This window comes from Ruegeria sp. AF8 (assembly GCF_056541825.1).
This window is the reverse complement of the sequence record NZ_JBQFYW010000018.1, coordinates 1-13011: the sequence shown is the minus strand read 5'-3', so window position 1 is coordinate 13011 and position 13011 is coordinate 1. Positions and strand designations below refer to the sequence as shown.

The 13011-nt window shown below is 58.3% G+C and carries 13 protein-coding genes and 3 pseudogenes; 11 read left to right on the top strand and 5 right to left on the bottom strand.

The annotated features are described in order from the left end of the window. Window positions 1-145: 145 nt before the first annotated feature. The 3 genes from ACR0AO_RS20490 to ACR0AO_RS20480 all read left to right on the top strand — a co-directional run bounded on the left by ACR0AO_RS20490 (window position 146) and on the right by ACR0AO_RS20480 (window position 4612). Window positions 146-904, top strand: coding sequence for a 3-keto-5-aminohexanoate cleavage protein (locus ACR0AO_RS20490; protein ID WP_480607836.1), 759 nt, complete (start codon window positions 146-148; stop codon window positions 902-904). Beyond that, complete coding sequence (locus ACR0AO_RS20485; RefSeq protein ID WP_480607833.1) at window positions 901-2229, top strand: aspartate aminotransferase family protein; 1329 nt, start codon at window positions 901-903, stop codon at window positions 2227-2229. Before ACR0AO_RS20490 ends, ACR0AO_RS20485 begins: the two co-directional genes overlap by 4 nt. Before the next feature lie 325 nt (window positions 2230-2554). Beyond that, window positions 2555-4612: an adenylate/guanylate cyclase domain-containing protein gene (locus ACR0AO_RS20480; RefSeq protein WP_480607831.1), complete on the top strand. Its 2058-nt coding sequence runs from the start codon at window positions 2555-2557 to the stop codon at window positions 4610-4612. Window positions 4613-4763: 151 nt separating this feature from the next. Here the strand turns inward: ACR0AO_RS20480 and ACR0AO_RS20475 are convergent, their stop codons facing one another. Then, window positions 4764-5639, bottom strand: a complete 876-nt coding sequence (locus ACR0AO_RS20475) for a LysR family transcriptional regulator (protein ID WP_480607827.1) — start codon at window positions 5637-5639, stop codon at window positions 4764-4766. On the opposite strand from ACR0AO_RS20475, the gene ACR0AO_RS20470 reads away from it, so the two are divergent. The 3 genes from ACR0AO_RS20470 (at window position 5638) to ACR0AO_RS20460 (ending at window position 7961) form a co-directional block, all read left to right on the top strand. Then, window positions 5638-5775 (top strand): hypothetical protein, encoded by a 138-nt coding sequence (locus ACR0AO_RS20470; RefSeq protein WP_480607825.1) that lies wholly within the window; start codon window positions 5638-5640, stop codon window positions 5773-5775. The two genes, ACR0AO_RS20475 and ACR0AO_RS20470, sit on opposite strands and share 2 nt — an antisense overlap. Further along, the gene (locus ACR0AO_RS20465) at window positions 5772-6737 is read left to right on the top strand and encodes an NAD(P)-dependent oxidoreductase (RefSeq protein ID WP_480607822.1); all 966 of its coding nucleotides are present in this window, start codon (window positions 5772-5774) and stop codon (window positions 6735-6737) included. Before ACR0AO_RS20470 ends, ACR0AO_RS20465 begins: the two co-directional genes overlap by 4 nt. Window positions 6738-6923: 186 nt before the next feature. After that, on the top strand, window positions 6924-7961 hold the full coding sequence (locus ACR0AO_RS20460; protein WP_480607819.1) for a sterol desaturase family protein: 1038 nt from the start codon (window positions 6924-6926) through the stop codon (window positions 7959-7961). 335 nt (window positions 7962-8296) lie between these two features. Here ACR0AO_RS20460 and ACR0AO_RS20455 read toward each other — a convergent pair. Beyond that, window positions 8297-8995: pseudogene (locus tag ACR0AO_RS20455) on the bottom strand (extracellular solute-binding protein); the annotation flags it as partial. Window positions 8996-9188: 193 nt separating this feature from the next. Between ACR0AO_RS20455 and ACR0AO_RS20450 the strand changes: the two are divergent. Then, entirely contained in the window at window positions 9189-9494 is a 306-nt protein-coding gene (locus ACR0AO_RS20450; protein ID WP_480607816.1) for a hypothetical protein, read from the top strand. Window positions 9495-9528: 34 nt separating this feature from the next. On the opposite strand, the gene ACR0AO_RS20445 is transcribed toward ACR0AO_RS20450, so the two are convergent. The 3 genes and pseudogenes from ACR0AO_RS20445 to ACR0AO_RS20435 all read right to left on the bottom strand — a co-directional run. Further along, on the bottom strand, window positions 9529-9882 hold the full coding sequence (locus tag ACR0AO_RS20445) for an ABC transporter permease subunit (RefSeq protein ID WP_480607813.1): 354 nt from the start codon (window positions 9880-9882) through the stop codon (window positions 9529-9531). A gap of 111 nt (window positions 9883-9993) precedes the next feature. Then, window positions 9994-10380 (bottom strand): hypothetical protein, encoded by a 387-nt coding sequence (locus ACR0AO_RS20440; RefSeq protein ID WP_480607811.1) that lies wholly within the window; start codon window positions 10378-10380, stop codon window positions 9994-9996. A gap of 67 nt (window positions 10381-10447) precedes the next feature. After that, a pseudogene (locus ACR0AO_RS20435) lies at window positions 10448-11145 on the bottom strand (ABC transporter ATP-binding protein); the annotation flags it as partial. 23 nt (window positions 11146-11168) lie between these two features. On the opposite strand from ACR0AO_RS20435, the gene ACR0AO_RS20430 reads away from it, so the two are divergent. From ACR0AO_RS20430 to ACR0AO_RS20415, 4 genes and pseudogenes are all read left to right on the top strand, one after another. Further along, window positions 11169-12140, top strand: coding sequence for a lyase family protein (locus tag ACR0AO_RS20430; protein ID WP_480607808.1), 972 nt, complete (start codon window positions 11169-11171; stop codon window positions 12138-12140). Then, window positions 12049-12285: a hypothetical protein gene (locus ACR0AO_RS20425; protein WP_480607806.1), complete on the top strand. Its 237-nt coding sequence runs from the start codon at window positions 12049-12051 to the stop codon at window positions 12283-12285. Before ACR0AO_RS20430 ends, ACR0AO_RS20425 begins: the two co-directional genes overlap by 92 nt. After that, complete coding sequence (locus ACR0AO_RS20420) at window positions 12282-12893, top strand: glutathione S-transferase family protein (protein ID WP_480607803.1); 612 nt, start codon at window positions 12282-12284, stop codon at window positions 12891-12893. Before ACR0AO_RS20425 ends, ACR0AO_RS20420 begins: the two co-directional genes overlap by 4 nt. Before the next feature lie 15 nt (window positions 12894-12908). Continuing rightward, window positions 12909-13011, top strand: a pseudogene (locus tag ACR0AO_RS20415) (electron transfer flavoprotein subunit beta/FixA family protein); the annotation flags it as partial.

Here is a 13011-nt window from a genome sequence, read left to right as displayed (position 1 = left end):
AACTTGTGGCGCTTGTGCATGAGCGTCTGGAAAATGCCGCCGGAGCTGCGGTAGGGTTGCCCATCGCGGGCCAGCGTTTTGTTGCCAGAATGCAATTTTGACTGCGCCTGAGAACCGGCTGGCTCTCGCATGAAAGGGTGATCCGATGCCACTGCCTTATGTTCTGGTGTCCACGACCGGAGCCAGCAAAACTCCGCAGGATCATCCCGCGCTGCCCGTAACCACGGGCGGAATCGTTGCCGCAGCACAGGCTTGTTTCGCAGCGGGGGCCGATGGCATTCATCTGCATGTCCGCGACCAAAACGGTGTGCATTCGTTGGATCCGGGCCGGTACCGGGAAACCCTTGCTGAACTGGCGCGCGTTGTTCCCGACCTTGAGGTACAGATCACGACCGAGGCCGGTGGGCGTTTCGACGTTGCGGCCCAGCTGACCTGCCTGCAGCAGGTCGCACCGGGCTGGGCCTCGATATCGGCGCGCGAGATCAACCGCGATCCGGCACTTGCCGACCGGATTTACGGCGCCTGCGCCGATCAGGGCACCCGCGTGCAGCATATCCTTTATGATGCGGATGACGAGGTGCTGCTGGACAACTGGCAGGCGGACGGCACCGTTCGCATCGACCAGAGCGACCGTCTGCTGGTGCTGGGGCGCTATAGCACCGGGCAACGGGCCACACCGACCGATCTGGCCGCATTCGCCACACCCGGAAATCAAAAATGCGCCTGGATGGTCTGTGCCTTTGGACCACAAGAACATGACTGCCTTGTCCATGCCGCCCGGCAGGGCGGTGATGTACGTGTCGGATTTGAAAACAGCATGGCCCAGGCGGACGGTACCCCATGGGCTGACAATGCCACCTCGGTCGTCGCGTTGGTGGCCAGACTGAAAGGAAACACCGAATGAGCCATGTCTTTCCGCGCCACACCAAGTCGCATCTGCCTGTCGCGGCGGGCGGTGACGGGCCGTATCTGATCGACACCGAAGGCAAGCGCTACCTGGATTTCGGCGATGCTGCCGTGTCCTGCCTTGGCCATTCCGATACCGCGGTAATCAAGGCGGTGCAGGATCAGGTCGCGCAGATCGCCTTTGCCCATTCCGGGTTCATGACCTCGCAACCCGCCGAGGCGCTGGCCGATCTTCTGATCCAACATGCGCCGGGAGATCTGGACCGGGGGTATTTCGTTTCGGGCGGGTCCGAGGCGACGGAAAGCGCCATCAAGCTGGCACGCCAGTATTTCCTCGAAATCGGCCAACCCGAGCGCCACCGAGTCATCGCCCGCAAGCAGAGCTATCATGGCAACACGCTGGGCGCCCTGTCCGCCGGCGGTAATGAATGGCGGCGCGCCAAGTTCGCCCCGCTGCTGGTCGAGATGAGCCATATCGCGCCCTGCTATGAATATGCCGGCAAGGCGGATGGCGAAAGCAGCTTTGACTACGGTCAGCGTGTCGCCAACGAGCTTGAGGCCGAAATCCTGCGTCTTGGCCCCGACACCGTGATGGCCTTCATGGCCGAGCCTGTGGTGGGTGCGACCCTGGGCGCTGTGCCCGCCGTTGAGGGGTATTTCAAGCGTATCCGCGAGATCTGCGATCAACACGGCGTGCTGCTGATCCTGGATGAGGTCATGTGCGGCATGGGCCGTACCGGGCATCTGTTTGCCTGCGATCATGACGAGATCGCCCCCGACATCCTGTGCATCGCCAAGGGTCTGGGCGCGGGCTATCAGCCGATTGGCGCGATGTTGTGCAGCAAGGCGATCTATCAAGCGATTGAAAACGGGTCGGGTTTTTTCCAGCACGGTCACACCTATCTGGGCCACCCAGTCGCCACGGCGGCGGCGCTGGCAGTGGTGCGCGAACTGGTCGAACGCAACCTGCCTTCGCGTGCGGGCGCGATGGGTGGCAGGCTGCAATCTGCGCTGGAAACCGCCTTTGGCCAGCATCCCCATATTGGCGATATCCGCGGGCGCGGGCTGTTCCGCGGCATCGAAATCGTCGAGGATCGCGACAGCCGGAAACCCTTTGACCCGTCAGAGGGACTGGCGGCGCGGATCAAGAAAACCGCGCTGGCCAACGGGTTGATCTGTTATCCCATGGGCGGAACGCGCGACGGGCGGGTAGGCGACCACATCCTGCTGGCCCCGCCCTTCATCATCGACGACGCGCATATTGACGAGATGATCGGGAAACTGGCGGAGACCCTTGGCGCGCTGCTGCCAAAGGCACAGTAGGCTGGCGGTGCGGCTGCGCCAATTTGTTTGACCGTTCCTGCGGCCATGTTCGCTGTCGGTGAGGATTCCGAAACCACCACGGCGACGGAAGGGCGCCGTCAGAGATCGTCAGGTTGGATCTCTTGAGCGTTGGTGTGCCCGAAATTGCCGCCGCCCAGTTCAATGATTTCAAACCTGCAGACAACTCTTGCCATTCGGGACTGAACACAGAATGGCACTGTTAGTTGATTTGGTGTGAAATCAACGGGTACAGCAACGAGGTTCCAATTGGCCAATTGACAAATTAAGCTGTTGAGGCTGGCGATTACCGCCGTTGGGAGTGACTATGCGCGTCAGCGTCGGGATCGCCGTGACAATGCTCGTTGCCCTTTCGATTGGCATGTCGACTTTCGTTGTCCATTCACTGTGGTGGACGACAGCGCGCGAAAACAGCCGCATGCTTGCGGCCGAGATCAACAGCCAGATCGCCAACACCGTTCGAACCGAAGTCGGACTGACACTCCAATCGGCAGAAGCAGCTTGGGCCGCCGTACGGACTACTTTTTTGCAAAACGTCATTACGACACGGCAGGCCGACAAGCGCGAGTTTGTTTTCCTGTCCCAGTTGCAGGCCCAACCCAACATATCCTGGATCATGTTCGGCTGGCCCGACGGAGATTTTTTCAGCGCTCACCGCCTTGGCGACAGCGGCCTTGAGATGATTGAAATTGACGACGAAATCCAAAATCGGATGCAGCGCGCCGACCGGTACATCTTCATCCCGGGCGACATCCAGTTCGAAGAGCGAAACTTTACGCCAACAACATATGACCCGCGTGATCATGCCTGGTTCCGGAATTTCATCGGGCGCGACACGCCGGATTGGATCGGAATTCGCGATTTGCCGGGCAGCCAGAAGTCAGCTTATGCTTTTGCCGGACCTATTGACGTGAACCGCAGACGACAGGGTGTGCTGGCGGTCGTCATCGAAACCGACCGGCTATCGCGTTTTCTTGGTACATTGCGACCGGGTGAGTTCGGCGCAGCCTTTATTCTGGACGCGGATGGCGAGGTGATTGCCGTTCCGGACCCGAATGCCGATGAGGTCACGCCGGCGCGCATGGGCGAAGGCGATCTTTATGAGGTCGCCAAATTGTCGGGAGAGACGTTGCTGGGAAAATCTGCCACGCGCACACCGGCAAATTCCACGACCAGAATTGTCAACGATGGCGTTCCCTACGCAGTTGCACTTACACCGCTGGGTTTTTACGGCTGGCGCGTTGCCACGGTTATTCCGGAATCGGCATTCCTGTCAGGGTTCGACAGGACCTTGATGAACCTGATTTACGTGTTGGTCGGTGTTGTGATCGCGGCAACCGGATTCGCGATCTGGCTGGTTCGGCGGGTCGTCTCGAACCCCTTGGCGCGCATTGTCGAGGACCTGAACAAAGTCGAACGCTTCGACATCGAACAGATTGAACGCCGGCCCTCCAATTTGTCGGAGCTCGCGAACCTTTCCGCTGCGACGGCGAACATGGCTGCGGGTCTTTCGGCTTTTCGCAAATACGTTCCCGCCGATCTTGTTCGAATGCTGGTTGCCGAAGGCATCCACACGCAACCCGGCGGAGAAGTGAAGCAGATTTCCGTCCTGTTTTGCGACGTCGCCGGTTTCACGGGGCTGTCCGAGAAGCTCGGCCCGAAGATCGTTCAACTGATGGAACCCTTTTTCAGCGCCGCGGCATCTGCCATCGACCGTCATGACGGCACGATCGACAAATTCATGGGCGATGCCGTGATGGCATTTTGGGGGGCGCCACGTCTGGATTCCAGCCATGCCGAAAACGCATGCCGCGCGGCGCTGGATCTCGTCGATGCCGTTGCGGCGACGAATATAAGGGACGACACGGGTCACCCATTGCATGTTCGGCTCGGGTTGAACAGCGGCGAGGCGCTGGTTGGCAACATAGGCTCCGAACAGCGGCTGAACTACACGGCGATCGGTGATGTCGTGAACGTTGCCAGCCGCCTGGAAGGCGCCAACAAGGAGTATGGCACCTCCATCCTGATCGGTCAGGCAACACGGCGTGAGGCTGGCGACACAGTTGTCGTCAGGGAACTCGACACGCTCGCGGTGTTCGGTCGCACCGAAGGGCTCGTCATCTTCGAACTGATAGCAATGGCCGACGACTTCGAAGGTTCTCGTGACTGGATCGTGGCCTACGAAGAAGGGCTGGCACACTATCGAAACAGGTGTTTTGACAAAGCGGTTTTGGCATTTGATGCGGCCGAGAAAGCACGCGGCGGTGATCCGGCCTCCGCACTCATGATAAGACGTGCCGCCGCTTTCCAGGCGGAACCGCCACCGGTTGACTGGATGGGCGTCGCGACATCGGACAGCAAGTGACAAGTCAAATTGGCAATTTAAGGGGGTAGCGGGCCGGTTTGAATTCTTCGGCCGATGTTTCCTGTTCGCACCGGCAAGAACGACCTGTCTCCGATATCCCGAACTCGCCTTGGATCTCCAACCGCCGCGTTCGTTCTCGGGATTGTTCGCCCTACTCGAATGCCCTTTCGACCCAGTTCTCGAAAAGCTGTTTCGCGGCCCCGTTTGAACCTGATGCTGACATGCCGACAAGGAAATGCCCCTGATCGATCGGAACTGCATCTCCGACGATTGCGATTGATTTTCCCGTCTCGATCGCTGTTTTCGCAAATCTTTCGAGGATCACCGCATATCCCCCACCGGCGGCCGAAATATCCACTGCCGCAATCGTCGTGTCGACTGCGTAAGGGGGGGGTTCGCCGGTGTCTTCGACGCCAAACGCCGAAAGGTATTTTCGCCACATGTCCTGAAAACCCAGGATCTGTATCAGCGGACCCTTGCGCAGATCCTCGATTGCAAGGCCGTGCTGGCCTCGGGACTTGGCGGCAATGGGTACGATTCTCTCTTCAGAAATTTTTCTGGCGGGTACGTCGCTCCAGTCGCCAAAGCCAAATCGCAATTCGACATCAACGTTTTCGCGACCTGCCGATTCAGCCCAGATGTTGGAGACCAACCGAATTGAAACATCGGGATGGCTTTGAACGAAATCCGGCAATCTGTGAGCAAGGTACAGTGTCGCCGAGGAAATCGGCAGCCGCACGGTCAGTTCTTGCAAATGCGTGGACCCGAACAGGCTGGTTGTCGAAAGATCGATTTCTCCCAGGGCGCGGCGGATGGAATAAGCGTAGGCTTGCCCGACCTCAGTCAAGCTGAGATTGCGCGCAGCCCGGGTGAACAATTTGCACCCCAGGTCGGCTTCCAACGACCTGACATGCAGGCTTAGCGCTGTTTGGGTAATTCCAAGCTCTTTGGCTGCAGTGGTGAAACTCATGTGTCGAGCCGCGCATTCAAACGACCGAAGCCACACCAGATTGGGAGATTTGGACATGCCAGAACCAAAAATTTTTGATGATATCGGCTCTTTTTATTCATTTTACTTTTTCGATCAATACTCGTTAATCGTTTCTGTGGATCAAAATCTCCGCACCGGCGGGCGGGGGCCTGGTAAAGGAACGTGCAGATGAAAGTCGGATTTATTGGTCTTGGAAATGTGGGCGGCAAGCTGTCAGGATCACTGCTGCGCAACGGCATTGATCTGACGGTGCATGACCTGAACGAAGAACTGGTGGCGGACTTCGTCAGCCGTGGCGCGAAGAAGGCCGATGGCCCGGCGCAGCTGATGCGTGACTGCGATGCGGTCATCACCTGCCTGCCATCGCCCGCCGCTTCGGACGCAGTGATGCAGCAGATGCTGCCTGAGGTGACCGAAGGCAAAATCTGGATGGAGATGTCCACCACCGACGAGGCAGAGGTCAAACGCCTTGGGGCCCTGGTGATGGAAGCGGGCGGCGCGGCGGTGGATTGCCCCGTATCGGGCGGCTGCCACCGGGCGGCAACCGGCAATATCTCGATTTTCGCGGGCTGCGACCGGGCTACGTTCGACCGGATTGCGCCGTTCCTGAAAACCATGGGCCGCCGCATTCTGCATACCGGCGATCTGGGCTCGGCGTCGGTTCTGAAGGTTGTCACCAACTACCTGGCCACCGCCAACCTGATCACCTGTGCCGAGGCACTGGTGACCGCCAAGGCAGCGGGTATGGATCTGAACACCACCTATGAAGCGATCAAGATTAGTTCGGGCACATCCTTCGTGCACGAAACCGAAAGCCAGGTGATTCTGAATGGGTCGCGCGATATCTCGTTCACCATGGACCTGGTGAAAAAAGATATCGGCCTGTTTCAGGAGGTCGCCGACCGCGCTGGCGTGCCGCTGGAAATGAACCCGCTGATGATCAAGATATTCGATGACGCAATCCAGCGTTACGGGGATCGCGAGCTGAGTCCCAACATCATCCGCCGTTTGGAGGAGGCCACCGGCCTTGACATCCGCGCGCCGGGCTTCCCGCCGGAAATGCTGGACGATGAGCCGGAAGAACCCGGTTACGAGGTGATCCCGCAAGGCTCCGAACTCAAGGCTGCCGAATAAGGCGGGCGCGGGGGCCGTGAAGCAGAATTTCACAAATGGTGGTGTCCCAGCAACCCGCAACCCGACCGTTGCGATACGGCCGGTATGCGCGCCAAGCTGTAAACCGAGTGCATGAAGGGCCTGAACGCCTGTTGCCCGCCGGCCAGGCTTTCTTGAGACCGGCACGAAATCGGGAATAGGCATGACATGACGACGGCAGACACCAACCCGAACGACACAAACACCACTCTGACCGATCCCGGACCGATGAGCCGCGAATGGTACTGGCACCCCGAGCTTCCGGTGAAGTACGCCCCCTATTGGCTCTGGCCGCCCAAATTCGGCGTGCTGGCCAAATGGATCTGTGAGAACTACCTGCAATTCTCGGACCGCTCGATTTATCTGGCGTTGGCGTTCGTGGTAGCCTTCTGGCTGCAACCTGTGGGGCCGGATCAGGCCAGCCTCGCATTTGGCTGGATGGCTTGGGTGTTCATCCGAAACTGGGTGTTTCTGCTGATCGTGGCGGGCGGGTTGCATCACTGGTTCTACGGCATCGACGGGCAGGGCAAGCTGCTGAAATACGACCCGCGCCCCTATATGAAACGTAAGAACGCACTGTACAAGTTCGGCTATCAGACCTGGGACAATATCTATTACTCCATGGTGTTCGGCGCGACGTCCCTGTCGATCTTCGAATGCATCCTGCGTCTGGCCTATGCCAGCAATTTCATCGGCACGCTCGGCTTTGCCGCGCATCCCATCTGGTTTGTTTTGCTGTTCCCGGTCCTGGCGATCTGGCAAAGCTTCCATTTCTATGTGGTGCACCTGTTTCTGCACCAGCCGTTTATCTACAATCATGTCCACGCCGTGCACCACCGCAACGTCAATCCCGGCCCCTGGTCCGGAATGTCGATGCATCCGGTCGAGGCGTTCGGCTATACAAGTGCCATCCTCATCGTGCTGATCCTTCCCAGTCACCCGGTACACATGCTGTTCCTGGGTTATTGGCTGATGCTGGGCGCGGCCTCGTCCCATTCGGGATACGAGGCGATCTGGGCCAGGGATCGCCAGGCGTTGCTGCTCGGGGCGTTCTTCCACCAGTTGCACCACCGCTATTATGAATGCAACTATGGCAATGCCGAGATGCCTTGGGACAAGTGGTTTGGCACCTATCACGATGGCAGTGAAGAGGCCACAAAACGTACCCGCGACCGCAAGCGCGAGATGCACACACAGGGCAAGTGATCCAGACCGAATAAAACAGCCGTGCCGGGCTCGGTGGCCGACAACGTCCTGTCGGACAAAATCGCCGAACGTACCTCCCAGGGGCTGCAGATTTATCCCGGTCAGGCCGAGCGATACCTGTCGTCGCCGTCAAAAACTTTCGCGGAAACACCTGTCGCGGGCTGCACCTCATCATCGAACGGCAATTGGTCATGCTGCACACCTATGTCGGCGCGCCTGATTGATCCGGTGCGGCGACCTGCAGAATCATAGCCCGGACAAAAATATTCCCCCGACGGAATATTCGCGTCGAGGGGAGTATGTTCCAATAGGAACCTGGAACGGGGAGTGGTTATTTTTTGATTGGTCCAGATCTGGTCGTAAACGGCCTGAGTTTCTTCGTTGCAGGCCTCGATAAAGACGCCCGGACCCGCATTTGCGTGGGGGTTTTTCTCGGGCTGTTGGGCCAGCGCCGGGTCGAGAAACTCCTCGATGCCGTTAATGCCGGCATTATATTGCGCAAAGTTGGTGACTGTGGCGATATTTTCCCGCTCAAACAGGAAGTCCACAAATTTCACCACATTGTCGCGATTGGGCGCGTTCTTCAGCAGCACCACATTGTCCATCCACGCTACATAGCCCTGGGTCGGATAGGCATATTCCACGTTGGCGCCTTCCTCGCGGGCCTTGGCGGTAAAGCCGTCATAGATCTGACCTGCAGCCGCATCGCCTGACACCAGAACTTCCTTGGCGGTGTCCCAATTGAACGAGGTCCAGTGCTGCTTGCCGTTTTGCAGCAATTCGTTCAGTGCCTACAGCAGTTCGCGATCAGTCGAGCACTGCGGGATACCCAGGTGCAGCGAGGCCAGCATCGACTCGTTGGAATCGTAGGTGTCCATGGCCACCTCAATGCCGGTTTCCTCGGCGAACTTGTCCAGCACCTCTTGCGGCATGTATTCGAACCAGTGGTACAGAACCAGATTGCCTTTGGCGGCTGCATTCGCACCGAGTATCAGGGCCAGTGCGGCAACCGCGTATTTCATCAAATGTTTCATTGTCTTCTCCATCTGTCGGTTATTTGGTGTTGTCGGGTTCGCCGACGAAATAGCTGATTGTGACCATGATGATGGACACGCTCAGCAGCATGGTCGAAATCGCCATGATGTTTGGTTTGATCCCCTGCTTGACCGACCCGAAGATCCCCGTCGGCAGGGTTTCGACACCCGTGCCTTGACGAAGTTGGTGATAATGAAGTCATCCAGGCTGACGATGAACGCCAACAGGAAACCCGAGATAATCTCCGGCACCATCAACGGCATGCTGATCAGGCCAAAGGAAAGCGCACGCAGTTTGAACTTGCCGCCACGCACCATGCGGGTCGCCGCCAGCGTGGCAATGCTTGTCGACACGCTGGCCGCGATGATCGCAATGATAACGCTGTTGAGTGCCGCAGCCTTGAACTTGTCGTTTTCCGGGCCGGTAAAGACATCCGCGTACCAGTGCAGCGAGATGCCCTCCCAGTTTGTCAGCGATTGCGAGGCGTTGAAGCTTTAGATTGTCACACCCAACAGCGGCGCATAGAGAATGATCAGATACAGAACGGTGATCGGTTTGAACCGGGAAAGGCCTGGATGTCGAACTTTGCGGGTTTTTGACTTAGCCCTCCGCTTTCTCGGCTTTGGATTGCCGACGCGCATAGAACATCAGCAGGAAGAACCATACTCATCAGGATCATCGATGCCGCCGCACCAAAGGGCCAGTTGCCCGCGTTACCCTTGAACTGTTCCTCGATCAGCGAACCGATCATGAAGTTCTTGGCCCCTCCCAGCAGGTCAGGCGCAAGGAACGAGCCCATCGACGGCACGAAGCCAAGGATACAGCCCGCGATGACGCCCGGCTTGACCGCACGCAGCAATACCCGGCGCAGCGTTGTCCATACCATGAATGGCAGATAGGAGTAGGACAGCCCCAACTGCACCGCGAAATTCGTATTGACGATCTGAAGCGGGCAGTCGATCAGGCCGATATTGATCAGGAAGTCATTCAGCGGGCCCTAATCGCGCAGAAGAAACTTCATCGAAACGGTGCGGATCAGCAGGTTGACCCAATAGGGAATGGTGATCAGGAACACCCACATCGGGCGCACGCTTTCGGCCCGCGTGGCGATGAAACAGGCGGTCGGAAAGGCGATCGCCAGCGACAGGATCGTCGCCGCTCCGGCCTGCCAGATCGAACGCCAGAAGATCAGGAGATAGGTCCATTCGATCTTGGCCGGGTCATCCCCGAACAGGCCGCGGTCAAAGAAGAACTGGTCATAGGCCGCCAGGTTGAACTCCCAGATCACACCTCCGCGAAACTCTTTCGTCAGGAAAGAGTAGATCAGCATCATGAAAACAGGAGCCAGAACCAGAATGGCTGGAACGACCCAGGCAGGCGGCAACAGCCAGGTCCGGGCCTCACTATAGATGTCGGTTGTCGCGGAACCACCTCTGCAGCACCCGCAGCCATCAGCCCATCAGGAGGCGCGCTATCCCCAGCTCCATGTTGACAAACATCTCGGTGCCGGGTTCGAAGATCCGCTTGTTGCCGCGATCCGAATTCGACGTGTGCACGACGAAATCGGGGCCGTCCGGCAGGTCCACAATCGTGGTGATGTCGGTTCCGACAAAGATGTTTTCCTTGACGCGTCCCTTCTGGCTTTCGCTTTGGACGGGTTTGTCAGACTGTACAGCCGTTCGGGCCGAACCGACATGTGGACTTTTGAACCCACCCCGACACTCTCAACCTGATCGCATGTCAACTCGTACCCGCCACCCAGATGGCAAATCGCACGGCCGTTCCTGATTTCGTCGACCGACACGTCCAACAGGTTTATTTCACCGATGAAATCCGCCACGAACATGTTGCGCGGACGCTCATAGATATCCGTCGGCGAACCCAGCTGCTGCAACTCGCCTGCCGAGATCACCGCAATACGATCGGACATCGTCAGAGCTTCTTCCTGATCGTGGGTGACGAAGATAAAAGTAATCCAGGTTTCGCGCTGCAGCTGCTTGAGTTCCAGCTGCATCGCCTTTCGCAGCTTCAAGTCCAGCGCCGACAGGGGATCGTCCAACAGCAGAACCTTGGGTTTCGGCGCCAGGGCGCGAGCCAGCGCGACGCGCTGCTGCTGCCCGCCCAAAAGCTGGCTTGGCTTGCGGGTGGCATCACGCACATTTTGTCGTCGACATGATCCAGGGCGGTGCTGGCACCTCGACCAACATGAATGCGAACGAGATTATCGCCAATCTTGCGCTTAAAAAGCTTGGACATGCACCGGGCGATTATGCGCATCTTCACCCCAACGATGACGTGAACCACGGCCAATCCACCAATGATGTTTATCCGACAGCGGTGCGGCTGGCGGTGTTGTCGCATGTAGATCCGTTGTGCGGCGCACTGGCCCGACTTCAGTCTTCATTGGAAGACCGCGCCTCGACTTTCGCCGATATTGCCAAGGTGGGACGGACGCAGTTGCAGGATGCGGTTCCGATGTCTCTTGGGGCGGAATTCAGGTCTTTCGCCGTTACCGTGGGCGAAGATATTGACCATATTCGTGAAATCGGTCGGTTGCTGACCGAGATCAACCTCGGCGGTACCGCCATCGGAACGCGGGTCAATGCCGAGGACGGATATGACGAACGTGCGGCTGCCCATCTGGCAGAGCTTTCGGGATTCGATCTGAAACAGGCCTGCGACCTGATCGAAGCCTCTTCCGATCTGGGCGGTTTCGTGACTTTCTCGGGCATCCTCAAACGGGTGGCCGTCAAGCTTTCCAAGATCTGCAACGATCTGCGGCTGTTGTCTTCCGACCCGCGCGCGGGCTTGGGCGAGATCATTCTGCCGGTAGTGCAGGCCGGTTCATCGATCATGCCCGGCAAGGTGAACCCGGTCATCCCCGAGGTGGTCAACCAGGTCTGTTATCAGGTTATCGGCAATGATCTTGTGGTGACAATGGCCGCCGAGGCCGGGCAATTGCAACTGAACGCGATGGAACCGGTCGTTGCCTGCAATCTTCTGAAATCCCTCAATATCCTGATCAGAGGCATAAACGTACTGACCGAAAAAAATGTGTGCAGGGGATCAAGGCGGACGCTGCGCTGCTTTGCTGGACAACAGTCTGGTTCTTGCAACCGCGCTCGTACCGCTGCTTGGGTATGATGCCTCGGCCCGCATTGCCAAACAGGCCTTGGCTACCGGCCGGTCGATCCGCGAGGTGGCGGCCAAGAGCGGGCTGGTGCCTGCGGAAAAACTGGATAGCATCCTGCCACCCACAGCCACGCTGAATCAGGAAACCGCTTCATGAACCGATTGTATTATTCTCCCGCCTCGCCTTTTGCCCGCAAAGTCAGAGTGGCAGTGCTGGAAAAAGGAGTCGAGAACCTCATAGAAGAGGTTGAGGTCGCGACTTCTCCGATTGATACCAACTCCGATCTGGCCGCGCACAACCCTCTGGGCAAACTGCCCTGCCTGGTTCGCGCTGATGGCCGGGTCGTGTATGACAGCCGCGCGATCTTACGCTTCATCGACAGCCTGAGCGACGCGACGCGCCTTTACACGGACGGCGATGCCGAATTCGACCGCCTCACGGTCGAAAGCCTTGCCGAAGGCGTGATCGAGGCCGCGTTACTTTGCGTTTATGAACGGCGTGTCCGGCCCGAAGATCAGGTGTCCCAGCCTTGGCTCGACGGGCAACAAGACAGGATCACTCGCGCCCTTGACTGGTTCGAGGCGCATGTCTCCGACGCGCTGGAACCCGGTTTTGACGCCGCCTCCATCGGTCTTGCCTGCGCGTTGGGTTATCTCGATTTCCGCCTGCCGATCGGGGATTGGCGTTCCGACCGTCCACAGCTTTCCGCCTGGTACGAAACGGTATCCGGGCGCTCCTCGCTTGTACAAACCAAACCAAGTTAACAAAAGGAGAACGCGATGAAGGTACTTGTGCCTGTCAAGCGCGTGATTGACTATAACGTGAAGGTTCGCGTGAAGGCGGACGGGAGCGGAGTTGATCTCGCCAATGTGAAGATGTCGA